Origin of the sequence: Blastococcus aggregatus (assembly GCF_900221005.1) — a bacterium.
GTDB lineage: Bacteria > Actinomycetota > Actinomycetes > Mycobacteriales > Geodermatophilaceae > Blastococcus > Blastococcus aggregatus.
Window position 1 is genome coordinate 843,296 of sequence record NZ_OBQI01000001.1, and the last position, 23,293, is coordinate 866,588.

The window sequence follows — 23,293 nt, forward strand, 5'->3', positions numbered from 1 at the left end:
GCGCTCCCGGCGGTTGCGTCCGGCTTTCCCGCGGTATGGGATCAACCGGTGGACGACCCCGGCGAGTGGCTGCTGACCTCGGAAGAGCGCGACAACCCCGCAGGTGGGCTCCCGGCGTGGACGGAGGGGAACCTGGTCCGCCCACTGGTGCACGGAGTCACCTATTTCGACCGGCTGGTCGAGGAGGTCGAGAAGCTGGGCCAGGGCGACCGCGTGTGGTTCACCGATTGGCGGGGCGATCCCGACGAGCGGCTGCGCCCCGACGGCCCCACGGTGAACGCCCTCTTCAGCGCCGCCTCGCACCGCGGGGTGGACGTGCGCGGCCTCGTCTGGCGCTCGCACACCGACGCCATGTCCTTCAGCGCCGAGGAGAACCGATCCCTGGACGTGGAGATCGAGGAGGACGGCGGCAAGGTCATCCTCGACCAGCGGGTGCGCCGGGTGGGCAGCCACCACCAGAAGATCGTGGTCATCCGCTGCCCGGCGGACCCGTCCCGTGACGTCGCCTTCGCCGGCGGGATCGATCTGTGCCACAGCCGCCGGGACGACGCCGAGCACGGCGGCGACCCGCAGGCGATCGCCATGTCGGACGCCTATGGCCCCACCCCGCCCTGGCACGACGTCCAGGCGGAGATCCGCGGGCCGGCCGTCGCCGTCCTGGAGACCGTGTTCCGCCAGCGGTGGGCCGACCCCACGAACCCGGACAGCGGGAATCCCATCTCCTACGTGCTCGACCGCTTGCGGCACGCGCGGCTCGACGCCGATCCGCTGCCGCCGGAGCTGCCGCCGCCGCCTCCCTGCGGCCCGCACCTGGTGCAGACGCTGCGCAGCTATCCCAAGATCCGGCCGCCGTACGACTTCGCCCCTGACGGCGAGCGCTCGATCGCCCGGGGCTATTCGAAGGCGGTCGAGCGGGCCCGCAGGCTGATCTACCTGGAGGACCAGTACCTGTGGTCGGCCGAGGTGGCGCAACTCTTCGCGGACGCCCTCGAAGCCAGCCCCGAGCTGCACCTGGTCGTCGTGGTGCCCCGGCTGCCCGACCAGAGCGGGTCGTTCAACGCGACGCCGCAGTACGTCGGCCGCCGGCAGGCGATCGACCTGTGCATCCGCGCCGGCGGGGAGGACCGCGTGCACGTGTTCGACGTGGAGAACCACGAGGGCACGCCCGTCTACGTGCACGCCAAGGTGTGCGCGGTGGACGACGTGTGGGCGAGCATCGGCAGCGACAACTTCAACCGCCGCTCCTGGACGCACGACAGCGAGCTCTCCACCGCCGTGCTGGACACCACGCGGGACCCGCGCGAGCCCACCGATCCCGGAGGCGCCGGGGACGGCGCGCGCACCTTCGCGCGGGACCTGCGTCTGGAACTGGCCCGCGAGCACCTGGACCTCGCCCCCGACGGCAGCGAGGACCACCTGGCGATCGACCCGGAGCGCTTCGTGGCGACGCTCGAGTCGCGCGCGGCGGCCCTGGCGGCATGGCACGACGGCGGCCGGCGCGGCCCCCGCCCGCCGGGCCGGCTGCGACCGCACCGGCCCGAGAAGCTGTCCCGGCTGACCCGGCTGTGGGCCACCCCGGTCTACCGGCTGCTGGTCGACCCGGACGGCCGCCCGCTGCGCCTGCGCCTCAAGAAGCAGTTCTGAGACTGCTCCCCGCACCTGCCCCGAGTCCTCCAGGACTTGTCCCCAGCACAGTCGGGCTCTGCCCCGCCGTGGTGGGCAGAGCCCTAGCGCCGGGCAAGCGACCTTTCGCGAACAGTCGGCCTCTGCCCCGCCGTGGTGGGCAGAGCCCTAGCGCCGGGCAAGCGACCTTTCGCGAATAGTCGGCCTCTGCCCCGCGCCTGTGGGCAGAGGCCGACTGTCCACAGAACTGTTCTGCGACCACTCCCGACCCGGTTCCAGCGGCAGGCTCGGAGCGTGCCCGGGGACCAGCGCAACGTCAGTGTCGACGTGACGGGTCTCGTGCGCCGGATCCGACGGATCGCCGACCTCTCGCAGCGTGAGCTGGCTGCCCGGCTGCAGCTGTCGAAGTCGACCGTCGCGGCGATCGAGGCGGGCACGCGCAGCGTCGACGTACGCCTGCTCGCCGAGGCCGCCGCCCTGGCCGGGCTCCGCCTGGCTCTGCTCGACGCGCACGGCGTCGAGGTGCAGGGCATGCACCCCGGCGCCGTGCGCGACCGCGGTGGGCGGCGGTTCCCGGCGCACCTGGACACCGTGCTGAGCGAGGAGCGCTCGTCCCGCTGGGAGCACCGTCCGCGCCTCCGCCAGCCCAGCTACACGTTCGACCGGCGCTCGCCATGGGACGACGCCGACGGGCGGGCCGCGGACCGGCCCGACGACCACCTGCTCCCGCAGCCGGGCGACGCCCCGGAGGAGCGGCGGGCGGCCCGCCGGGCCGAGGCACGGCAGCGTCGGCTGGAGGAGTGGGAGCGGCGGCGCGCGGCCGGCGATCTACCGGCACCTGAGAACACCTTCAGCTGCGCCTGCCCGCCGGCCTGCGACGAGCTCGACGACTGGTCCGGCCGGCCCGTCCACGTGGAGGACTGCCCGTGTTCCTGCGACCTGGGCTGAGGCGCTGCTACCGTGGACCCGTGCGCGGCAGCCTCCTGCTTACCCGCCGCGGCGAGGCCCTCTCCTAGGTCGGCCCCCTCGCCGCGGTGTCCAGCCGTGACCGAGCGCGTTCCCGGCGCCTGCTGACCGCCCCACCGGAGCTGAGTCCAGCCCGCGCCAGAGGAGCCCCCACGTGAACGAGCAGCACCCCCACGCACGCCATCCGCAGCAGGCCTCGCGGATGCCGATCCACCGGTACGCCCCCTTCACCCCGGTCGTCCTGGCCGACCGCACGTGGCCGGACACGGTCACCACCCAGGCACCGCGCTGGTGCGCGGTCGACCTGCGCGACGGCAACCAGGCCCTGATCGACCCGATGACCCCCGACCGCAAGCGGCGGATGTTCGCGCTGCTGGTCGGCATGGGCTACAAGGAGATCGAGGTCGGCTTCCCGGCGGCCAGCCAGACCGACTTCGACTTCGTCCGGCAGCTCATCGAGGACGACCTGATCCCCGACGACGTCACCATCCAGGTGCTCACCCAGGCCCGTGACGAGCTGATCGAGCGCACCTTCGAGTCCCTGCAGGGCGCCAAGCAGGCGATCGTCCACCTGTACAACTCCACCAGCACCCTGCAGCGCCGGGTCGTCTTCGACTCCGACCGCGCCGGCATCGTCGACATCGCCGTCCACGGCGCCCGGGTGGTGCGGAAGTTCGCCGAGCAGATGGGCGACACCGACATCCGCTTCGAGTACTCCCCCGAGTCGTTCACCGGCACCGAGCTCGACTTCGCCGTCGAGATCTGCGACGCGGTCACCGACGTCTGGGAGCCCACCCCCGACCGGCCCACGATCCTGAACCTGCCGGCCACGGTCGAGATGGCCGAGCCGACCGTCTACGCCGACCAGATCGAGTGGATGCACCGCAACCTGGGCCGGCGCGACTCGGTGATCCTGTCCCTGCACCCGCACAACGACCGTGGCACGGCGGTCGCCGCCGCCGAGCTGGGCTACCGCGCCGGCGCCGACCGCATCGAGGGCTGCCTGTTCGGCAACGGTGAGCGCACGGGCAACGTCGACCTGGTCACCCTGGGCCTGAACCTGTTCAGCCAGGGCATCGACCCGCAGATCGACTTCTCCGACATCGACGAGATCCGCCGCACCGTCGAGTACTGCAACCAGCTGGGCGTCCACGAGCGCCACCCCTACGGCGGCGACCTGGTCTACACCGCCTTCTCCGGCTCCCACCAGGACGCGATCAACAAGGGCTTCAAGGCGCTCGAGGCCGACGCCGCTGCCGCCGGGACGACCGTGGACCGGATGCCGTGGGCCGTGCCGTACCTGCCCATCGACCCCAAGGACGTCGGCCGCAACTACGAGGCCGTCATCCGGGTGAACAGCCAGTCCGGCAAGGGCGGCGTCGCCTACATCATGAAGACCGAGAACCACCTGGACCTGCCCCGCCGGCTGCAGATCGAGTTCAGCGCCGTCATCCAGCGGCACACCGACGACGAGGGCGGCGAGGTCACCGCGGCCCAGATGTGGTCGGCGTTCTCCAGCGAGTACCTGCCCGACCCGGACGCGCCGTGGGGCCGCTTCGGCCTGGCCGGTCACCGGCACACCGCCAACGGCGAGCAGCACGACGAGATCGTCGTGGACCTGGTCGACGGCGGTGTACCCGTGACTCTGCGGGGCCACGGGAACGGTCCCATCGCCGCCTTCGTCGACGCCCTGTCCACGATCGGCGTCGACCTCCGGGTGCTCGACTACGCCGAGCACGCCCTGTCCGCCGGCGGTGACGCCCGCGCCGCCGCCTACGTCGAGTGCGGCGTCGGCGACCGGATCCTGTGGGGCGTCGGCATCGACGCCAACATCGTCACGGCGTCGCTGCGTGCGGTCGTCTCGGCGGTCAACCGGGCCCAGCGCTAGGAACGCCGAGGGGCGCTCCCGCTCACGACGACGGGAGCGTCCCCTCGTCGCGACGGTTCTCCAGCAGCGCCGTCGCCGGCTCCTCCGGAGGCGCGTCGGCCGGCTCGTCCCCGCGGTAGAGCCGGTCGGCCGCCTCCCCGGTGCGCAGCTCGTCGACCAGCAGGCGGTCGCGGCGCACGTGCCGGCGGCGGTAGGCGACGCGGCTGATCATGTGCGCGCTCACCGGCGCGGTCAGCATCTGGAAGACCGCGACCAGCAGCAGCATCCAGGTCGCCGACCAGCCCTGCAGCCGGAACGCCGCCCCGATCATGATCAGCAGGACACCGAGCACCTGCGGCTTGGTGCCGGCGTGCATCCGGGTCAGGACGTCGGGGAAGCGCACCAGCCCCAGCCCCGCGGTGAGGCACAGGAACGCCCCCAGGAGCAGCAGCACGACGGCGACGACGTCGGTCACGGACTGCACGTCGCTCACCGGTCCACCTCCAGGCTCCGGGCGGTGCGCTCCTCGGCCGCTTCGGGCAGGCCGACGTCCTGGCCGTCACCCGTCGACGCGATCAGCATGCCGCCGATGTACCGGGCCACCGACACCGAGCCGACGAACGCGAGCAACGAGACCACCACGAGCACGGGGACCACCGTCGGGTCCCGCTGCAGCCCGGCGTGGACCGCGAGCCCGGCCGCGATGATCACCAGCAGCGTGTCCGTGGCCACCACCCGGTCGAGCAGGGACGGCCCCAGCCCGAGGCGGACCAGCGCGAGGAGCGCACCGGTGCCGAGCAGGCCGTAGGCCAGCCAGGAGACGACCGTCATGGCGTCCTCCTCCCCTCGCCTGCGATCTCGGTCCCGGGCGGGGTCCCGAGCGCGGCGATCTCGTCCGGCGAACCGAAGGCACGCACCACGCGCTCCTCCTCGGCCAGCACCGCGTCGCGCTGCTGCTCCACGTCGGCCTGGTCCCGCACGTGCAGGATGTGCAGCGCGATCGTGCGGCGCTCGCGATCCAGGTCGATGACCATCGACCCGGGCACGAGCGTCAGCGACTCGGACAGGATCGTCAGCAGCAGGTCCGAGTCGGTGCGCAGCTGCACGGTGATGATCGCGCTGCGGTCGATGCCGGCCGGGCGCACGGTCTGCCAGGCCACCAGGGCGCCGGAGCTGATCAGGTCGACCACGAAGTGCCCCAGGAAGCGCAGCAGGGCCACCGGCCGCAGGCGGGCACCGCCGACGACGGGCGGCAGGGGCAGCAGCAGCGTGACGCCGAGGGCGACGGCGACACCACTGAGCAGGTTGGCCCACGACCACGTGCCCCAGAGCAGGTTCCAGACCAGCACGAGCCACAGCAGCAACGGCATCTGGTGCCGCAACCGGTGGGCGGTGCTCGGACCCACCTCGGCGATGACCCCGGCGCTCACTGCGGGTCCTCCGTGCCGAAGACCGCGGAGATGTAGGGCGCGCGGTCGAGCAGGTCCCCGGCCGCACGGTCCGCCACGGCGTAGAGCGGACCGGCCACGACGGTGAGCCCCACGGTCACGACGACCATCGCCGCCGTCGCCCCGACCATCACCCGGGGCAGCGGTTCCAGCGGCCGATCGCGACCCTGGTCCTGCTCGTCGCCGAGACCGTCCGTGGCGGGGGTGGACGCGGTGGCCACGGCGGTGTGCCGCTTCCAGGCGGCCCGCCGGGCGGCCTGCCGCCCACCGGAGGTCGGCGTCGACGAGGCCCCGACCAGGTCGTCGGCGTCCTCGTCGGCACCGGGCTCGGCGACGTCGTCGGTGTCCGCCGCACCCGGCGCGTCGGCGGCCACCTCCGCCGGCGTGATCTCGGGACCGGCGTCCTCCGCGGCGGCGTCCGAGGTGTCGCCCTCGGGGGCCTGCGCCGGCGGCCGCCAGAACGCGCGGTTCCACACCCGGGAGATGGCCAGCAGGGTGAGCAGGCTCGTCACGGCCCCGCCCGCCACCAGCACGACCGGCAGCCATCCGCCGTCGGCCACCCCGGCCTGCATCAGCCCGAGCTTGCCGATGAACCCGGAGAACGGCGGGATGCCCGCGAGGTTCATGGCCGGGACGAAGTAGAGGATCGCCAGCACCGGTGAGGCCATGGCCAGCCCACCGAGCCGGTCGACCGACGTCGAGCCCCCCTGGCGTTCCACCAGGCCGGCGACGAGGAAGAGCGTCGTCTGGATGGCGATGTGGTGGACGACGTAGAAGATCGCCCCGGCCAGGCCCGCCTGCGAGGCGAGTGAGATCCCGAAGATCATGTAGCCGATGTGGCTGACCAGGGTGAACGAGAGGATCCGCCGGATGTCGGTCTGCGCGACCGCGCCGAGGATGCCGACGACCATCGTCGCCAGCGCCGCCCACATGAGCACGTGGTCCAGCGCGCCCCCGGGGAACAGCAGGGTCTGGGTGCGGATGACCGCGTAGACGCCGACCTTGGTGAGCAGCCCGGCGAACACCGCGGTGACCGGGGCCGGCGCGGTCGGGTAGCTGTCGGGCAGCCAGGCCGACAGCGGGAACACCGCCGCCTTGATGCAGAACGCGATGAGCAGCATCGACTGCAGCAGCAGCTGGGTGCCGTCCGGCAGGTCCTGGAGCCGGACCGCCAGCTGGGCCAGGTTCACCGTGCCGGTCGCCCCGTACACCAGCGCGATCGCGGCCAGGAAGAGCAGCGAGCTGAGCAGGCTCACGATGATGTAGGTGATGCCCGCGCGGATCCGGGGTGCGGATCCGCCCAGGGTCAGCAGCACGTAGCTCGCGGTCAGCAGGATCTCGAAGCCGACGTAGAGGTTGAACAGGTCCCCGGCCAGGAACGCGTTGGCCACGCCGGCGATGAGCACGAGAAACGTCGGGTGGAAGATCGACAGCGGTGTCTCCTCGTCCCCGTCGGCGGCACCCTGGCCGACCGCGAAGACGAGCACGCCCAGCGCCACCGTCGCGGCGACGACGAGCATGAGCGCCGACAACCGGTCGACGACGAGCACGATGCCCAGCGGGACCGGCCACCCGCCCACCGAGACCGACGCGGCCCCGTCGCTGTCGGCGAGCACGAGCAGCGCGACCGACACCGCGAGCACCGCGGCCAGCACCAGGATGCTGAGCGTGCGCTGCGTCCCGGGATGACGGCCGCCGATCAGCAGTGCCGCAGCGGCGCCGAGCAGCGGCAGCAGCACCGGCAGCGGGGTGAGGACGCTGATCACCGGTCGCTCCGCCGCGTCGGGGGGAGGTCGACGTCGTCGGAGGGGATGTCCGCGTAGTCCCGCGCCAGAGCACGCTCCACTTCCTCGTCCGACAGGGTGTCGGCGTGCATGGCGGGCCGGTCCTCCGGCGCCAGGTCGTCCGGGTCGATCTCGTCGGCGTCGGTGGCGGACCGGCGCGCGATGCGGCGGTCCTCCTCGTCCACGCCGACGACCTCCTGCCGCACCAGCCGCCAGGACCGGTAGATGAGCGCCAGCAGGAAGGCGGCGATCCCGAACGTGATCACGATGGCCGTGAGGATCAGCGCCTGCGGCAGGGGGTCGCTCATCTCCTCCGGCTCGGCGTATCCCAGGATCGGGGCGAGCCCCGCCGGTCCGCCCGAGGACAGCAGGAGCAGGTTGGTCGCGTTGCCCAGCAGCAGGAAGCCGAGGAGCACGCGGGTGAGGCTGCGGTCGAGCAGCAGGTAGACCCCGGCCGCGTACAGGCCGCCGATGATCACGGGCAGGACCACGGTGGGGGTCATCGGACGATCACCTCTCCCGGGCTGACGTCGATGGGGTCGTCCTCGTCGGCCTGGCGGTCGAGCTCGGCGCCGAGGCTGCGGAGGATGTCGAGCACCAGGCCCACGACGATCAGGTAGACGCCCATGTCGAAGAACAGCGAGGTCACCAGCTTCACGTCGCCGAGGACCGGGAACGTGCCCTCCAGGATCGCCGTCTGCAGCACCTCCGCACCCACCGCCAGCCCGACGGCACCGGTGCCGCCCGCGAACAGCAGGCCGACGCCCAGCAGCAGCCCGGGGTCGACGGGGGCTGCCTCCCCCAGCTCGTAGCGGCCGCCCGCCAGGTAGCGCAGCACCAGCGCCAACCCGGCGACCAGGCCGCCGGCGAAGCCACCGCCCGGCTCGTTGTGCCCGCTGAACAGCAGGAAGAGCGAGAACACCAGGATCGTGTGGAAGAGGACCCGGGTGATCACCTCGAGGATCACCGACCGGCGCTCGGGGGCCAGGGCGGCCGTGGCGGCGAGCCACTGCCCGCGCGGTGCCCGGCGGCCGGAGCGGCCCTGGCGGGCCAGCTGCACCGGGTCCAGGCGGTCGACCGCTCCGGTCCGCTTGCGCAGGAAGACCAGGCTCGCCACCCCGGTGGCGGCGACGACGACCAGCGAGATCTCCCCGAGGGTGTCCCACGCACGGATGTCGACCAGCGTCACGTTCACGATGTTCTGGCCGCCACCGAAGCGGTACGCCTCGTCCGGGTAGGCCACCGACACCGGTGTCGCGGTCCGCACGCTCATCGCCACCGCGCCCGCCGCCGCCATCAGCGCACCGACCGCGACCGCGATCAGCCCGCGGCCCGCCCGCTCCCGGGGCCGGTGCCGGTCGGTGATGTCCTTGGGCAGCTTGCGCAGGACCAGCACGAAGACGACCAGGGTGAGCGTCTCGACGAGGAACTGGGTGAGCGCGAGGTCGGGGGCGCCCTGCAGCGCGAACAGCACGGCGAGCCCGTAGCCGGTCACGCCGACCACCAGGACGGCGGACAGCCGCTGCCGGATCCGGAGCGCGAGCACCGCGGCCACCAGGACCACGGCCCCGACGAGCGCCTGGATCGGGCTGTCCCAGGCCCGCCATTCGTCCGGCCACGGGGCGCGGAAGATCAGGATCGAGCCGGGCAGCGCGAGGACGACCACGAGGATGGTGCCGAGGTAGGCTGGCAGCGAGCCGCGCTGCGTCGTGCCGGTGACCAGCACGGCGACGCGGTCGAGGCCCTGCAGGACGTTCCAGTAGCCCTCGTCCGCGGAGGCGTGCACGGCCACCCGCCGCTGGAACCGGTTGATCGGTGCGCGGAGGGCGAAGACCGCCCAGCCACCGAGCAGGGTCACCGCCGACAGCGCGAGCGCCGGCTGCAGGCCGTGCCAGATCGCCAGCTTCTCCGCCTCCGGGGCGATCAGCGGGAGGTCCTCGGCGTAACCGGCGGCCAGCGGCTCGAGCAGCGGGCTGGCGGGACCGAGGACGAGGCTCAGCAGCGCCAGCAGCGCCGGGGCGGCCAGGAAGAGCGGGGTCGGCGGGTGCACCAGCTCGGTGTCGGCGCAGCCGGGCTTGCGGGCGAAGGCGCCCCACAGGAACCGGAACGTGTAGGCGGCGGTGATCACCGAACCCAGCACCAGCCCGGCCAGCTCGAGGAGTGCGGCGGTGCGGTCGGGCAGTCCGCCGTCGAGCAGTGCGGTGAACGCCGCCTCCTTGCCGACGAACCCGAGCAGCGGCGGCACGCCGGCCATCGAGGCGCCGGCCAGACCCGCGATCACGGCGAGCACCGGCAGCCGGCGGCCGAGCCCGGAGAGGACGCGCAGGTCGCGGGTGCCGGTCGCGTGGTCGATCACGCCGACGCTGAGGAACAGGGTGGACTTGAACAGGGCGTGCGCGACGACCATCGCCAGCCCGGCGGCGGCCATCTCGCGGCTGCCGGCGCCGACCAGCACCATGAGGAAGCCCAGCTGGCTGACGGTGCCGAAGGCCAGCAGCAGCTTGAGGTCGTTCTGCCGGATCGCCCGGTAGCCGCCGACGAGCATGGTCGCCAGGCCCAGCCCGAGCACGATCGGCCGCCACCCGGGCACATCGGCGAAGCCGGGGGCCAGCCGGGCCACGAGGTAGATGCCGGCCTTCACCATCGCGGCCGCGTGCAGGTAGGCGCTGACCGGCGTCGGCGCCTCCATGGCCGCGGGCAGCCAGAAGTGGAACGGGATCATCGCGGACTTGGTGATCGCCCCGACCAGCACCAGCACCGTGCCGGCGATGAGGAACGGCCCGTCGCCGGGGTTCGCGACCACCTCCGACAGCAGGTAGCTGCCGCTGGTCTCGCCGATCATGATCAGCCCGACCAGCATCGCCAGGCCGCCGGCCGTGGTCAGCACCAGCGCCTGGCTCGCCGCCCGCCGGGCGGCCAGGCGGGCGCCGGAGCCACCGATCAGCAGGTAGGAGAAGACGGTGGTGAGCTCCCAGAACACGTAGAGCAGGAGCAGGTCGTCGGCGAGGACCAGCCCGAGCATGGAGCCCGCGAAGGCGGTGAGGGTGCCGGCGAAGCGGCCCATGCCCTCGTCGTCGGGCTCGAAGTAGCGCGCGCAGTAGAGCAGGACGAGCGCACCGACCCCGGTGACGAGCGCGGCCAGCGTCAGGGAGAGCGCGTCCAGGCGCAGCGCGATCTCGAGGTCCAGCGCCGGCACCCACGGCGTCGTCTCCCGGACCTCGCCGCCGTCGGTGACCGTGCCGAGCTGCGCCATGGTCCAGGCGAAGCCCGCGGCCGGGACGAGGGCCAGGGCCAGGAACGCCTGCCGGCCCCACCAGCGCACGAGCAACGGCGCAACCGTCGCGGCGACCAGGTGGAGGAGCAGCAGTGCGAGCACGGGTCTCCGGGAGTCTCGAGGGGCTCGGGGGACCACAGACGTCGGGGGACACCGGCGGTAGATGTCAGGTTACCGGCTCGCGCTCAGCGACCGCCCGGCGTGACCAGTCCGCTCTCATAGGCGAAGGCGACGGCCTGCACGCGGTCGCGCAGCCCGAGCTTGAGCAGGATCCGGCTCACATGGGTCTTGACCGTCGCCTCGCCCAGGTAGAGGCGGGCAGCGATCTCTGCGTTGGAGTGCCCGGCGGCGACGAGCGACAGGACGTCGGTCTCCCGCTCGGTGAGCCCCGCGAGCGCTGCGGCCCGGGCCGGATCGGCCGCCGGAGCCGCGGCGTAGCGCTCGATGACCCGCAGGGTCACCGCCGGGTCCAGCAGCCCCTGGCCCGCGGCGACCGTGCGGACGGCGCCCACCAGGTCCTCGGGCGGCGCCACCTTGAGCAGGAAGCCGCTCACCCCCGCGCGGAGGGCTGCGGCGACGTACTCGTCCTCGTCGAAGGTGGTGAGCACGATGGCGCGCGTCGGCAGCTCGGCCGCGAGGATCTGCCGGGCGGCCTCCAGCCCGTCGGTGCCGGGCATGCGCACGTCCAGCAGGACGACGTCGGGCCGCAGTTCGGTGACCACGCGGACGCCGGCTGCACCGTCGGCGGCCTCTCCCACGACCTCGATGTCGCCCTCCGCGGCCAGCACCATGCGCAGGCCGGTGCGGACCATCGCCTGGTCGTCGACGAGGACGACGCGGATCGTCATGCGCTGACCGTCGTCGCGGTCCGCGGCACGGTCGCGGGCACCGGGAACGACGCCCGCACCCGGTAGCCGCCGCCGCGGACCGGTCCGACCTCCAGCGCGCCCCCGGCCACGGCGACCCGCTCACGCATGTGCAGCTGGCCGTGCCCGCCCACGGCCGGGTCCTCGTCCTCGGGCGGCGGCAGCCGGCGCCGTCCGTCGTCGGTGACCGTGACGGTGACCCGTTCGGGGGTGTACCGCAGCTCCACGGCGGTGGCCGCTCCCCCGGCGTGCCGCAGGACGTTGGACAGCGCCTCCTGCACCACGCGGACGGCGGAGACGTCGACCAGCGGGGGGAGCTCCCGTGGTGTCCCGGTGACGGACAGCTCGACCGGCAGCCCGCCGGCGCGGAGTTCGTCGAGGACGGCGTCGAGCCGGGACAGCGAGGGCTGCGGCGCCGGGGCGGCGCCGTGTCCCCGGCCGTCCCCGTCGCGCAGGATGCCGACCACCCGGCGCATCTCGTCGACCGCCTCCCGGCCCAGCCGCTCCAGCCCGAGCAGCACCTCCTGAGCCTGCGGCTGGTCCGGGAGCAGTCGCCGCAGGCCACCCATCTGCAGCACCATGACGCTCACCGAGTGGGCGACCGAGTCGTGCACCTCGCGGGCGATCCGGGAGCGCTCCGCGACGACGGCGGCCGCGGCGACCGCCTCCTGCTGGGCCGCCAGCCGGGCCGCGAGCACCTGCAGCTCGGCGGCCCGGCGCCGGGACTGCGCCACGAGCGCGCCGACCGCGGACGCGGCACCGAGCACCAGCACGTAGAAGATCGACTCCCACGGGTTCGGCGCGAGGACCGAGCCGAGCACGGTGGCCACGACGACGGCCGCCCCGGCGGCGCCCGAGGCGCGGCGCCGCGGGAGGACGGCCACGGCGTGGCCGACGAGCAGCCCCATGCCGACGAACTGGGCGCCACCCGGGCCGGGCGCACCCCCGAGCAGGTTCACCAGGACGCTGCTCGCGCCGAGGACGGCCGTCGCGGCCGGCCACCGCGGACAGACCGCGAGCAGCGCGGCCACCAGCACTCCGGGAGCGGCCAGCGCGAGACTGTTCTCCAGGCCCTCGATCAGCCACTCCGCCAGCGACAGCACACCCAGCAGCGCGCCCACGGCGGGCCAGCGCAGCCGGCGGGCGGAGTCGGACCAGCGGGGCATGACCGGCACGCTATTGGCCTTCCGGACCCGCGCACATCCCTCTCGCGGCCGAACCGGCGGCCGGTCCGTTCCCCCGTGCGGCGGACCCAGGTCGGTGCGTTGCGGCGGACGCCCGGCATCCCCCGCCGTCCCTAGCTTTCTCGGCCATGACGACCTCGCTCACCACCCCGACCACCACCACCGCCGACGCCGCCGACGGGCGGCCCGCCCGCTCCGCCGGTTCCCGCCTGTTGCCGATCGCCGGCGGCGCGCTGATCGTGGGCTCGCTGCTCTACGTCACCGGCATGGCCACCTCGCCTCCGCAGGACTCGATGGACAACGCGGACTACATCGCCGCGCTCGGCCGGGACGAGAGCCGCACCGCGCTCTCGGCGATGCTCCTGCACTACGGGAACATGGCGCTGGCCCTGGCCTGGCTGGCGGCGCCGGCGCTGGTCCGCGGCCGGCGCGGCGGCACCACGACGATCGTCGGTGCGCTGCTGTCCGCGATCGGTCTGGTCAGCGTGACCGGCATGGTCATGTACGACTACTGGACCGGCGCCATCGGCCGCATGCTCGACCCGGGCACCGCCCTGAGCCTGTTCGAGGACGTGTCCGGCTCCCCGGCGGTCGCCGTCGCCGGCACGCTGACGCTGTTCGGCCTGCTCGGGCCCCTGGTGGTCTACGCCGGTCTGGCGCGGGCCGGCGTCACCAGCTGGTGGCTGTTCGCCCCCGCCGTGGCAGCGCTCGGCGCCTCGATGTCGATGGCCTTCTCGCCCCTGCCGTTCGCGGCCTTCGCCGTCGTCGGCGCCGTCCCGACGGTGGTCATCGGCCTGCGGATGATCCAGCGCTCCCGCGCCGAGGCCACCACCGCCTGACCTTCCGCCACGATCAGGTTCCCTGATCATCGAGCGTCCTCCCTCACGGTGCACGGTGAGGGAGGACGCTCTGCGGTGCGGGAGGACGCGTCCGGTCAGCCGTCGGCGAGCTCGGAGGCGGCCAGCCAGGCCTCCTCGACCTCGGTCTTCTCCGCCTGCAGCTCCTGCAGCTTCGCGTTCAGCTCGGCGGCCTTCGCGTAGTCGGTCGCGGCGGCGGCGAGCTGCTCGTGCAGCTTCTTCTCGTCGGCGTCCAGCTTGAGCATCCGCCGCTCCAGCCGTCCGACCTCCTTCTTCGCCGCCCGGGCGTCGGCGGCGGAGACCGCCGGACCCGCGGTGGACGGCGACCCGACCGGACGGGCGCCCGCGCTCCCGGCCGCGGTCGTCAGGGGGGCACCACCGGCGGCGCGGCGGCGCAGGTACTCGTCCACCCCGCCGGGCAGCTCGGCCAGCGAGCCGTCGCCCAGCAGCGCGACCACCTTGTCGCAGACCCGGTCCACGAAGTACCGGTCGTGGCTGACCACCAGCACCGTGCCGGGGAAGCTGTCGAGCAGGTCCTCCAGCGCGGTCAGGGTGTCGATGTCGAGGTCGTTGGTCGGCTCGTCGAGCACCAGGACGTTCGGCTCGGCCATCAGCAGCCGCAGCAGCTGCAGCCGGCGGCGCTCACCACCGGAGAGGTCACCGACCGGCGTCCACTGCCGGTTGGCCGCGAAACCGAACCGCTCGGCCAGCGTCGAGGCGGAGATCTCCTGGTTGCCGATCCGCGCGATCCGGGCGACGTCCTGGACGGCCTCCAGCACCCGGGCCTTCGGGGGCAGCTCGGTGACGTGCTGCGACAGGTACGCCGGTGCCACGGTCTGGCCGACGACGATCGAGCCGGCGTCCGGCTTGTTCTCCCCGACGAGCAGCTTGAGCAGCGAGGTCTTGCCGGCGCCGTTGACGCCGACGATGCCGATCCGGTCGCCGGGGCCGACGTTCCAGGTCAGGTCGCGGAACAGCGTCCGCGGCCCGTCGTCGGTGGGGACGGCGTAGTCGACGTGCTCCAGGTCGTAGACCGTCTTGCCCAGCCGTCGGGCGGCGAAGCCCTTGAGCGCCATGGTGTCGCGCGCCGGCGGCTCGTCGGCGATCAGCGCCTGCGCGGCCTCGATGCGGAACTTCGGCTTGCTGGTGCGCGCCGGCGGGCCGCGGCGCAGCCAGGCCAGCTCCTTGCGCACCAGGTTCTGCCGGCGCTCCTCGGTGACCGAGGAGATCCGCGCCCGCTCGGCGCGGGCCAGCGTGTACGCCGAGTAGCCGCCGTCGTAGGCGTGCACGGCGCCGTCGGCGACCTCCCACGTCGTGGTGCAGACCTCGTCGAGGAACCACCGGTCGTGGGTGACGACCACCAGCCCGCCGGCGCGCTGGTTGACGTACTCGGCCAGCCAGGCGACCCCCTCGACGTCGAGGTGGTTGGTCGGCTCGTCGAGCACCAGCAGGTCCAGCGGACGGATCAGCTGGGCGGCCAGCGCGACCCGGCGCCGCTCGCCGCCGGACATCGGGGCCACCGGCGCATCCAGGCCCATCCGGTCCAGCTCGAGCCCGGCCAGCACGCTGCGGACGGCGGGGTCGGCGGCCCACTCGTGCTCGCTGGCGAACATGCTGGTGGGCAGCACGACGTTGCGGACCGTCGTCCCGTCCGGGAGGGTGCCCAGCTGGTCGAGGACGCCCATGGCGAGATCGCCGCGGCGGGTGACCCGCCCGGAGTCCGGCTCGTCGGTGCCGGTCAGCAGCGACAGCAGCGTCGACTTGCCGCCGCCGTTGCGGCCCACGACGCCGATCCGCTCGCCCGCGGCGACGCCCAGGGAGACGTCGTCGAGGATCACGGTGGTGCCGTGCGCCTTGTGCACCCGCTCAAGGTTGACCAGGTTCAGGGGTGCGCTCATCGCCACCAGTATCCCCGTGCGCGCGCGGCGGGCTCGGTCAGGGGACCGGACTCAGGGAACCAGCACCTCCGCGGTCACCGAGTCGCTGTTGCCACCGAAGTCGGTGACGGTCAGCTGGGCGAGCAGCGGGGTGCCGCTCGCCAGCGTCTCGAAGTCGTACTGCAGGTTCGGCAGGTCGGCGTACAGGCCGACGTCGCTGGCCGGTTCCCAGGACTGCGTGCCGTCGGCGGCGACCACCAGCAGCTTCGGCACGATGATCCCCTCCGGGTCGGCGGTCAGCTCGCCGTAGGTGCCTGCCTCCGTGTAGCCGTAGTAGGTCTCGTTCAGCACGTCCCCGGACTCCGGGTCGAACGTGATGGTGAGCGTGACGTCCCGGTACTCCTCGTCCTCGCCCGGCTCGTAGTAGGCCAGCGGGACGTCGATCGTCGCGATCTCGGCCTCGTCGTCGTAGGCCAGGGTGAGGTAGGCGTAGGAGGTGTCGAGGCCGTCGCTGATCGTCATGACCGTGAGGTCGAAGATGCCCAGCACGTCACCGGAGCCGTCCTCGGCGACCTCGGCCTCCTCTTCGCCGAAGAACGTGGTCGAACCGTCCTCCCCCAGCTCGCCGTAGCTGATCGAGGACCACACGACGTTGTCGGCCGCGGCGGCCTCGAAGCTGGCGAAGAAGTTCAGCCCGTCCTCGTCGAAGAACACCTGCGCGCTGCCGTCGCCGGCGAAGACCGGCTGCTGGTCGGCGGGGATCGCCGAGCCCGCCTCGAAGTAGCTGGCCAGGAACCCGCCCCAGGCCTCGGCGCTCTCCACCGAGGCGTAGTCGGCGTTGAGCAGTTCCTCGGTCGGCGGGAAGTAGATCGACAGCCCGCTGGCGCCCAGCGCCGCCGGGCCGGCCACCTCGTAGGTGACGGCGTCGCCGAGGGCCCGGATCAGCGCGTCGGCCTGATCGGAGACGTCCAGGGCCTCCACGCCGATCTCCGCGGCCAGCAGGCCGAGATCGGCCATGTGGGTGTCGACCTCCGGGTCGGGGTCGCGGCCGAAGGAGAGCACGTCGGCGCGCTCCCGGCCGACGACGGGCGCGACGTCGGCGGCCCGCTCGCTGAGGGCCTCGCTGAACTCGGTCAGGGCGTCGTCGACGGCGGCCATCCGGTTCAGGTCGATCATCGACAGCGTGATGTCCGCGCCGGTGCCCTCGGCCTCGGCCTGGGCGGCGAACCCGTCGACGATCGCGGTGCCCAGCGTGTCGACGTCGACGTCCGGGTCGTCGGCCGCCACCTGGAAGGCGCGGTAGTCCCAGCCGTGCCCGGGCTCGAGCTCCTGGCTGGCGATCATCCGGTCGGCCAGCGGCGCCATCGTGCTGGCCGTCTCGTAGGTGGCCATCAGGCAGGCGTCGAAGCCGAGCAGGTCCAGCTTGTCGAGCCCGGCCTCCTCCAGGCCGTCGGCGATGCCGCCGCGGATCTCGTCCAGGGTCAGGCTGCTGTAGTCCGAGCCCTCGTCCCCGCCGACGCCGGGCCACGAGGCGCCGTGGTCGCTGATGACCAGCGCGTAGTGCTCGGCGGGGTGGTCGGCGATGCCCTGGGCGACGAACTCGGCCAGCTGCGCCGGGTCGCCGGTGTCGACGTCCCCGAGGTCGTCGAGCTCCTCGGCGCTGCCCTGGCCGATGGAGACGTACTTGGCGCCCACCCAGTCCTCGAGGTCGAGCAGGGGATCGCTGCTGTAGTCCGCCGCCCGGTCGACCATGGCGGCGACCTGCAGGAACTCCTGCGACCCGACCTCGGCGAACTCGGCGAGGTCGGCGAGCAGGTAGGGCTCGAGGTCGGTGTCGGCGATCGAGTAGACGAGCACCGTCCAGCCCTCGCCGTCGGCCGCGGGCTCACCGCCGGCCTCCTCGGACCCGCTCGTGCACCCCGCCGCCACCAGCACGCATGCGGCTGCACCCAGGACCGACCACCGACGACGACGCATGGACCCTCATCCACTCCGCCCACGCCTGACCGGCCGGGGCACCCGCGGCATCCTGGCAGGTCACGCCGCTGTAGTGGCTCCACCGGGCCCGGAGTGTCGCGGGTCACGCCAGGCGGGTGACCTCCACCGTGACCGCGTGCCCCTCGCTGCTCGGGCCCGAGAACAGCCCCTTGAACGGCGGGACGTCGCCGTAGTCCCGGCCGCGGCCGAGGGTGACGTGCCGGTTGCCGATCGGCACCGAGTTCGTGGGGTCGAAGCCGTTCCAGCCGCCGTCCCACCACTCGACCCAGGCGTGGCTCTCGCCGGTGACCGTGTCGCCGATCTCGCCGTCGGGCCGCGGGTGCAGGTAGCCGGAGACGTAGCGGGCCGGCAGCCCCAGCGCGCGCAGGATGCCCACGGCGACGTGCGTGATGTCCTGGCACACGCCCAGGCCCCGGGTCCAGGCCTGCATGGCGTTGGTCTTCACGTTCGTGGAGCCGGACAGGTACTCCATGTGGTCGTGCACGAAGGCGCACACCAGCGGGCCGGCGTCGTGCGGGATCGCGTCGCCGACGGCCTCCCGCGCCGCGGCGACGACGTCGTCGTCGATGGCCGTGAGCGCCGTGGGGCCGAGGAGCTCGCCGAACTGCTCGCGCACCTCCCGGCCGGCCAGCGCCGACCAGCCCAGCCGGTCGTGCGCAGCCAGGTCGGGGCCGGCCTCGACGGTCGAGGTGCCGGTGACCACCAGCTCGGCGTGCGGTGTGTGCAGGTCGAAAGCGGTGACCGTCGAGCCCCAGTAGTCGCGGTAGGCGTAGGCGGTCGCCGCAGGCTCGATCTCGACGCGGGACCGCAGCGTCGTCTGCCGCGGGCTGTTCTCCGGCGTCAGCCGCGCCTCGTTGTAGGAGGAGCGGACCGGCCCGCTGTAGGAGAAGCGCGTGCGGTGCACGATCTGCAGCCGCCAGCGCGAACCGGGCGTGCGCGCCGCGGGCGTCTGGGTCTGGGTCTGGGTCTGGGTCTGGGTCACCCTGCCTCCTCCGGCACCCACACCTGCGGGGCCTGCTCGGTGAAGAAGCGATGGGTGACCGCGGCGCTCGCCGCGGAGCAGGTGCGCTGCAGCTCCTCGAGCCGCGCGGGCAGCTGCGCGAGCAGGTCGGGGGTGCTCATGAACTCCAGCATCGTGCGTGCCCGGCCGACGATGCGGTGCGCCTCCCCGGCCACGCCGATCCGCGTGGCGTCGCGGACGGTCGCCCGCTCCAGCTCGGCCAGGCACGCCTCGGCCTGCTCGAGGGAGGCGAACACCGAGCGCGGGAACAGCCGGTCGAGCAGCAGGAACTCCGCGGCCCGGCTGGAGTCGACGACGCCGCGGTAGGTGCGCAGATAGGGCTCGTACGCGCCGGTGGAGCGCAGCACCAGGGTCCAGGACGGCGCCGCGTCCCCGGCCAGCACGCGGGTGGAGAGCATCCGCGAGGTCATGTCCACGCGCTCCAGCGAGCGGCCCAGGATGAGGAACAGCCAGCTCTCGTCGCGGCTCATCGTGGCGTCGGCGAGGCCGAAGACCATCGCCGAGCGCTCGCGGACGAAGCGGAACAGCGAGTGCGGGCCGTACCGGCGGGCCATCGTGCGCTGCTGCGGGAGCGCGTTGTGCGTGACGTTCAGCGACTCCCAGATCTCGGCGCTGAGCACCTCGCGGGCGCCGCGGGCGTTCTCGCGGGCGGCCGAGAGCGCGCCCACGATCGAGCTCGGGCTGGACCGGTCGAAGGCCAGGGCCGCCAGCACCCGCTCGGTGTCGGCCTCCTGCTCCGACACCGGCGTGCCCATGAGCGCGAGCAGGTTGGCGCAGGCCCGCCGCTCGTCGATCCACGGGTCCTCGACCAGCCGCTGGGTGTGCACGTCGAGGATCCGGGCGGTGTCGTCGGCCCGCTCCACGTACCGCCCGATCCAGAACAGCGACTCGGCGATCCGGCTCAGCACGGCGCCCCCTCCCCGAGGGCGGAGATGGCCATCTCTGCCCCTTGCTGCTGCTGCTGGGACTGGGCCAGCGCGTTGTCGTTGGGCGGGCCCGGATCCTGCGTCGGAGGGTCCTCGGGCAGGTCGGCGGCGGTGAACTCGATCGTCGTGAGGTCGCGCGCCGGGTCCGCGTCGTCGGCGCCCCCGAGCGGCCGCGGGCGGCTGAGCACCCAGGTGTCCTTCGACCCGCCGCCCTGGCTGGAGTTGACGACCAGCTCTCCCTCCGGCAGCGCGACGCGGGTCAGCCCCCCGGGCAGCACCCACACCTTGCCGCCGTCGTTGACCGCGAACGGCCGCAGGTCCACGTGCCGCGGCGCGATCCGGCCGCCCACCAGCGTCGGGCAGGTGGACAGGCCGATCGGCTTCTGGGCGATCCAGTCCCGCGGGGTGGCCCGCACCTTGACCGCCAGCTCCTCGAGCGTCTTCTGGTCGGCGCGCGGGCCGATGACGATGCCCTTGCCTCCGGAGCCGTCGACCGGCTTGAGCACCAGCTGGTCCAGCGACTCCAGCACCCACTCGACGGTGTCGCGGTCGTCGAGGCGGTAGGTCTCGGCGTTCTGCAGCACCGGCTCCTCCCCCAGGTAGTACCGGACGAGGTCGGGCACCCAGGTGAACAGCAGCTTGTCGTCGGCGACGCCGTTGCCGACCGCGTTGGCGATCGTCACCCGGCCCGCGCGCGCGGCGTTGAGGACGCCGGCGCAGCCGATCACCGAGTCAGGCCGGAAGTGCACCGGGTCGAGGAACTCGTCGTCGATCCGGCGGTAGATCACGTCGACGCGGCGCTGGCCGTCCGTCGTCCGCATGCTCACCTGGTTGCCGGCGCAGACCAGGTCGCGGCCCTCGACCAGCTCGACGCCCATCTGCCGGGCCAGCAGCGCGTGCTCGAAGTAGGCGGAGTTGTAGACGCCCGGCGTGAGGACGACGACCGTCGGGTCGGCGACGTTCGAGGGCGCGCTCGCCTTCAGCGCGGCCAGCAACCGGGTCGGGTAGTCGTCGACCGGCTGGATCCGGTGGTCGGCGAACAGCTCGGGCAGCACCTGGCTCATCGCCGCCCGGTTCGTGATGACGTAGCTCACGCCCGACGGCGAGCGCAGGTTGTCCTCGAGCACCCGGAAGTCGCCGGCCTCGTCACGGACCAGGTCGATGCCGCTGACGTGCACGCGGACGCCGTTGGGCGGGACCAGCCCGTGCGCCTGGCGGTGGAAGTGCGCGCTGGTCGTGACCACGCTGCGCGGCACCACCCGGTCGGCGAAGACCTGGCCGGCGCCGTAGACGTCGGCGAGGAAGGCCTCCAGCGCCAGCACCCGCTGGGCGACGCCGCGCTCGATGACGTCCCACTCGTCGGCGCCGATGACCCGCGGCACGATGTCGAGCGGGAACGGCTGCTCCTCGCCGGCGTGGGCGAAGGTCACGCCCGCGTCGCGGTAGGTCTGGCTGAGCAGGTCGGCCCGGGCGGCCAGCTCCTCGCCGTCGATCGGCTGCAGCGAGGAGAAGAGCCCGGCGTACGCCGGCCGGGGACTGCCGACGGCGCCGAACATCTCGTCCCACTGCTGCCCCAGGAGGTAGCCGTCGAAGAGGTCCGCCATGGCTGCGAACCTAGTTCGGGGATGTGTCCCGCGCGTTTCGGCGCGTGAGTACGGAACCGGCGCGCCCACCCACATCGGCGATGTGGGGCCATCAGCGCCCGGGATGCACCCGGATCGCCGATCTGGATCGCCTCGGGGTCAGCAGGCGGTGGCGACGGCGAGCCAGGGGCGCAGCGCGCCGTCGGAGAGCAGCCGGCCGACCCGGCCGGAGTTCTCCTCCGCCTGCCGGAACGCCGGGTCCTCGCCGTGCCGCCGGGCCACCTCGGCGTCGACGGCGTCCGCGGCCCGGGTCCACTCGGGCGGACTGTCGGAGAGGTCGGCCTCGGCCGACCCGGCGACCTCGAAGCCGGCGGCCGCGAGCAGGTCGCGCGTCTCCGCCTCCGACGGGAACTCGTTGCCCTCCGGCGCCGCCGAGGGGAGCGGGCCGTCGGCGACGAAGACCAGCAGGCCCAGCCGGGCTCCGTGGGTGAGCACCCGGCGCAGCTCGGCGAGCGCGCCGGCCTTGTCCGGGGTGGTGTCCAGGACGCCGAGGCAGACCGCGGCGTCGAAGGAGGCGTCGGCCAACGGCAGCTGCTGACCCATCGCGACCACCGAGCGCAGGCCGAACAGCCGCCGGGAGGCCCGTACCGCCGCGACCATCGGCTCCGCGCAGACCGGCCGGATGCCCCGCTCGGCGGCCAGCCAGGCCGCGGGCCCGCCCACACCGGCGCCCGCGTCGAGCACGCGGCTGCCCGGGCGGAGCTCCAGCCGGTCGGCCAGCCAGCGCAGCGCGCCCTCGCTGCCGCTGCCCCGGCACCCGGCCGGGACGGCGTGGTCCGGCCCGAGCGCGCGCACGGCCTCCTCGGTCCAGCCGGCGACGGTGTCGAACTCCGCCTCCATCGCCTCGCTCGCGAGCTCGCTCATGCACGTCCTCTCAGTTCCGTCGCGACGGCGGCCTTGACCCGCGCGCCGTCGTCCTCGCCCCGCCCCGAGCCCATCCCGGAGAGGTTCACCCCGACCACGCCGTCGACGGCGAGCAGCGCCCGCGCCTCCTCGACGGCCGCGGCGATGCCGGCCGCCCGGGGGTCGGCCGAGGCCAGCACCTGCTCGACCCGGTCGTCGTCCAGGTGCAGCCCGGGGAAGCGCTGCAGCACCCGCGCCGAGCGCTCGTCGGTGTAGACGGCGACCCCGGCGACGAACGGCAGCGTCGCGCCGGCCGCCCGGGCGGCGGCGACGAACCCGGCGACCCGCGCCGGACTGCTCGCGTGGTTGAGCACGCAGAGCTGCGCGCCGGCCCGCTGCTTCTCCGCGACGCGGGCGGGCCGGGCGGCCACCGGCGGCGCCTCGGGCGACTCGGGCACGGCGACCGGCAGCCCCATCCCCGCGGCGAGCGCGGCCAGCCGCGGACCGTCGAGGTCGAACACCTGGGTCGCGGCCGCCGCGACACTCGGACCGCGGGCGTCGCCGGTCACGCAGAGGACGCCGTCCACGCCCAGCGCGGACAGCCCGGCGAGCTCCTGCTCGAGCACCACCCGGTTGCGGTCCCGGCACGCGAGCGTCGTCCAGAGCCGGCCGCCGGCGTCGTGCACAAGGGCGGCCAGCATCGTCGGCGGGAAGTCCGGCCGATTGGCGTGCTCACCGGCGAGCAGCGCGTCCGAGACCGGTGCGAGCACCTCCACGACGCGGCGGACCGAATCGGCGTCGAAGGGCGCCGTCGTGAGGTCGGTGAGGACGACGGGACCGGTGGCCGCCGCGGTCAGCAGTCGGCTGGTCCCGGCCGCGGCGACGGGCGGCTCCGGCCAGGCCGGGAGGGGACCGTCGAGGAAGACGCACGCGTGCTCGGCCACCTCGCAGCGCGCGTCGGGGCGGACCCCGCCGCACGGGCCGAAGACCATGCGCTTCGGGCAACCGAGCCGGGGAGGCAGCAGGTCCGGCACCGTCGGACGGTGTCCCGTCCGGGAGCAGCCGAAACCAGGCGCGCTCCGTGGGAAGACAGTTCGCCCGCCCGCGGTTACGGTG

General features: G+C 73.6%; 19 protein-coding genes. 4 read left to right on the plus strand and 15 right to left on the minus strand.

Features of this window, described 5'->3' with window-relative positions:
* The first annotated feature begins 48 nt into the window (after positions 1 to 48).
* The 3 genes from CRP29_RS04285 to leuA all read left to right on the plus strand — a co-directional run bounded on the left by CRP29_RS04285 (position 49) and on the right by leuA (position 4,477).
* Complete coding sequence (locus CRP29_RS04285; RefSeq protein WP_097193756.1) at positions 49 to 1,644, plus strand: phospholipase D family protein; 1,596 nt, start codon at positions 49 to 51, stop codon at positions 1,642 to 1,644.
* Between the two features lie 273 nt (positions 1,645 to 1,917).
* The gene (locus CRP29_RS04290; RefSeq protein WP_176522814.1) at positions 1,918 to 2,571 is read left to right on the plus strand and encodes a helix-turn-helix domain-containing protein; all 654 of its coding nucleotides are present in this window, start codon (positions 1,918 to 1,920) and stop codon (positions 2,569 to 2,571) included.
* Positions 2,572 to 2,743: 172 nt separating this feature from the next.
* Positions 2,744 to 4,477: a 2-isopropylmalate synthase gene (gene leuA, locus CRP29_RS04295; RefSeq protein WP_217991439.1), complete on the plus strand. Its 1,734-nt coding sequence runs from the start codon at positions 2,744 to 2,746 to the stop codon at positions 4,475 to 4,477.
* Positions 4,478 to 4,499: 22 nt separating this feature from the next.
* Here the strand turns inward: leuA and mnhG are convergent, their stop codons facing one another.
* The 8 genes from mnhG to CRP29_RS04335 all read right to left on the minus strand — a co-directional run bounded on the left by mnhG (position 4,500) and on the right by CRP29_RS04335 (position 12,994).
* A complete protein-coding gene (mnhG, locus tag CRP29_RS04300) occupies positions 4,500 to 4,949 on the minus strand; it encodes a monovalent cation/H(+) antiporter subunit G (protein WP_097193758.1) in 450 nt (149 codons plus the stop codon).
* Positions 4,946 to 5,287 carry a monovalent cation/H+ antiporter complex subunit F gene (locus CRP29_RS04305; protein WP_097193759.1) on the minus strand — a complete coding sequence of 114 codons (342 nt, stop codon included), beginning with the start codon at positions 5,285 to 5,287 and terminating at the stop codon, positions 4,946 to 4,948. The genes mnhG and CRP29_RS04305 overlap by 4 nt, the downstream gene beginning before the upstream one ends.
* On the minus strand, positions 5,284 to 5,886 hold the full coding sequence (locus tag CRP29_RS04310) for a Na+/H+ antiporter subunit E (RefSeq protein WP_245852420.1): 603 nt from the start codon (positions 5,884 to 5,886) through the stop codon (positions 5,284 to 5,286). Before CRP29_RS04310 ends, CRP29_RS04305 begins: the two co-directional genes overlap by 4 nt.
* Positions 5,883 to 7,670 carry a Na+/H+ antiporter subunit D gene (locus CRP29_RS04315; protein ID WP_217991440.1) on the minus strand — a complete coding sequence of 596 codons (1,788 nt, stop codon included), beginning with the start codon at positions 7,668 to 7,670 and terminating at the stop codon, positions 5,883 to 5,885. Before CRP29_RS04315 ends, CRP29_RS04310 begins: the two co-directional genes overlap by 4 nt.
* Positions 7,667 to 8,191: a Na(+)/H(+) antiporter subunit C gene (locus CRP29_RS04320; RefSeq protein ID WP_097193760.1), complete on the minus strand. Its 525-nt coding sequence runs from the start codon at positions 8,189 to 8,191 to the stop codon at positions 7,667 to 7,669. Before CRP29_RS04320 ends, CRP29_RS04315 begins: the two co-directional genes overlap by 4 nt.
* Positions 8,188 to 11,064, minus strand: a complete 2,877-nt coding sequence (locus CRP29_RS04325; RefSeq protein WP_097193761.1) for a Na+/H+ antiporter subunit A — start codon at positions 11,062 to 11,064, stop codon at positions 8,188 to 8,190. The genes CRP29_RS04320 and CRP29_RS04325 overlap by 4 nt, the downstream gene beginning before the upstream one ends.
* Positions 11,065 to 11,147: 83 nt before the next feature.
* On the minus strand, positions 11,148 to 11,810 hold the full coding sequence (locus tag CRP29_RS04330; protein WP_097193762.1) for a response regulator: 663 nt from the start codon (positions 11,808 to 11,810) through the stop codon (positions 11,148 to 11,150).
* Positions 11,807 to 12,994: a sensor histidine kinase gene (locus CRP29_RS04335; protein WP_141437041.1), complete on the minus strand. Its 1,188-nt coding sequence runs from the start codon at positions 12,992 to 12,994 to the stop codon at positions 11,807 to 11,809. Before CRP29_RS04335 ends, CRP29_RS04330 begins: the two co-directional genes overlap by 4 nt.
* Before the next feature lie 146 nt (positions 12,995 to 13,140).
* Here CRP29_RS04335 and CRP29_RS04340 point away from each other — a divergent pair, with 146 nt between their 5' ends.
* On the plus strand, positions 13,141 to 13,851 hold the full coding sequence (locus CRP29_RS04340) for a hypothetical protein (RefSeq protein ID WP_097193764.1): 711 nt from the start codon (positions 13,141 to 13,143) through the stop codon (positions 13,849 to 13,851).
* 95 nt (positions 13,852 to 13,946) lie between these two features.
* On the opposite strand, the gene CRP29_RS04345 is transcribed toward CRP29_RS04340, so the two are convergent.
* The 7 genes from CRP29_RS04345 to CRP29_RS04375 all read right to left on the minus strand — a co-directional run bounded on the left by CRP29_RS04345 (position 13,947) and on the right by CRP29_RS04375 (position 23,211).
* Positions 13,947 to 15,767: an ABC-F family ATP-binding cassette domain-containing protein gene (locus CRP29_RS04345; RefSeq protein ID WP_097194104.1), complete on the minus strand. Its 1,821-nt coding sequence runs from the start codon at positions 15,765 to 15,767 to the stop codon at positions 13,947 to 13,949.
* Between the two features lie 51 nt (positions 15,768 to 15,818).
* A complete protein-coding gene (locus tag CRP29_RS04350) occupies positions 15,819 to 17,723 on the minus strand; it encodes a clostripain-related cysteine peptidase (RefSeq protein WP_097193765.1) in 1,905 nt (634 codons plus the stop codon).
* Between the two features lie 103 nt (positions 17,724 to 17,826).
* A complete protein-coding gene (locus tag CRP29_RS04355) occupies positions 17,827 to 18,726 on the minus strand; it encodes a transglutaminase family protein (RefSeq protein ID WP_097193766.1) in 900 nt (299 codons plus the stop codon).
* A complete protein-coding gene (locus CRP29_RS04360) occupies positions 18,723 to 19,673 on the minus strand; it encodes an alpha-E domain-containing protein (protein WP_097193767.1) in 951 nt (316 codons plus the stop codon). Before CRP29_RS04360 ends, CRP29_RS04355 begins: the two co-directional genes overlap by 4 nt.
* Positions 19,667 to 21,295, minus strand: a complete 1,629-nt coding sequence (locus CRP29_RS04365) for a circularly permuted type 2 ATP-grasp protein (protein ID WP_097193768.1) — start codon at positions 21,293 to 21,295, stop codon at positions 19,667 to 19,669. Before CRP29_RS04365 ends, CRP29_RS04360 begins: the two co-directional genes overlap by 7 nt.
* Before the next feature lie 138 nt (positions 21,296 to 21,433).
* Complete coding sequence (locus tag CRP29_RS04370) at positions 21,434 to 22,198, minus strand: class I SAM-dependent methyltransferase (RefSeq protein ID WP_245852421.1); 765 nt, start codon at positions 22,196 to 22,198, stop codon at positions 21,434 to 21,436.
* Positions 22,195 to 23,211: a methylenetetrahydrofolate reductase C-terminal domain-containing protein gene (locus tag CRP29_RS04375; protein WP_245852422.1), complete on the minus strand. Its 1,017-nt coding sequence runs from the start codon at positions 23,209 to 23,211 to the stop codon at positions 22,195 to 22,197. The genes CRP29_RS04370 and CRP29_RS04375 overlap by 4 nt, the downstream gene beginning before the upstream one ends.
* Between the last annotated feature and the right edge of the window lie 82 nt (positions 23,212 to 23,293).

What these genes read in the sequence shown, in the direction of transcription:
- CRP29_RS04305 (WP_097193759.1), bottom strand. Translation starts at nt 5,287, where the DNA reads ATGACGGTCGTCTCCTGGCTGGCCTACGGCCTGCTCGGCACCGGTGCG.
- CRP29_RS04320 (WP_097193760.1), bottom strand. Translation starts at nt 8,191, where the DNA reads ATGACCCCCACCGTGGTCCTGCCCGTGATCATCGGCGGCCTGTACGCG.
- CRP29_RS04330 (WP_097193762.1), bottom strand. Translation starts at nt 11,810, where the DNA reads ATGACGATCCGCGTCGTCCTCGTCGACGACCAGGCGATGGTCCGCACC.
- CRP29_RS04335 (WP_141437041.1), bottom strand. Translation starts at nt 12,994, where the DNA reads ATGCCCCGCTGGTCCGACTCCGCCCGCCGGCTGCGCTGGCCCGCCGTG.
- CRP29_RS04340 (WP_097193764.1), top strand. Translation starts at nt 13,141, where the DNA reads ATGACGACCTCGCTCACCACCCCGACCACCACCACCGCCGACGCCGCC.
- CRP29_RS04345 (WP_097194104.1), bottom strand. Translation starts at nt 15,767, where the DNA reads ATGAGCGCACCCCTGAACCTGGTCAACCTTGAGCGGGTGCACAAGGCG.
- CRP29_RS04350 (WP_097193765.1), bottom strand. Translation starts at nt 17,723, where the DNA reads ATGCGTCGTCGTCGGTGGTCGGTCCTGGGTGCAGCCGCATGCGTGCTG.
- CRP29_RS04365 (WP_097193768.1), bottom strand. Translation starts at nt 21,295, where the DNA reads ATGGCGGACCTCTTCGACGGCTACCTCCTGGGGCAGCAGTGGGACGAG.
- CRP29_RS04370 (WP_245852421.1), bottom strand. Translation starts at nt 22,198, where the DNA reads ATGAGCGAGCTCGCGAGCGAGGCGATGGAGGCGGAGTTCGACACCGTC.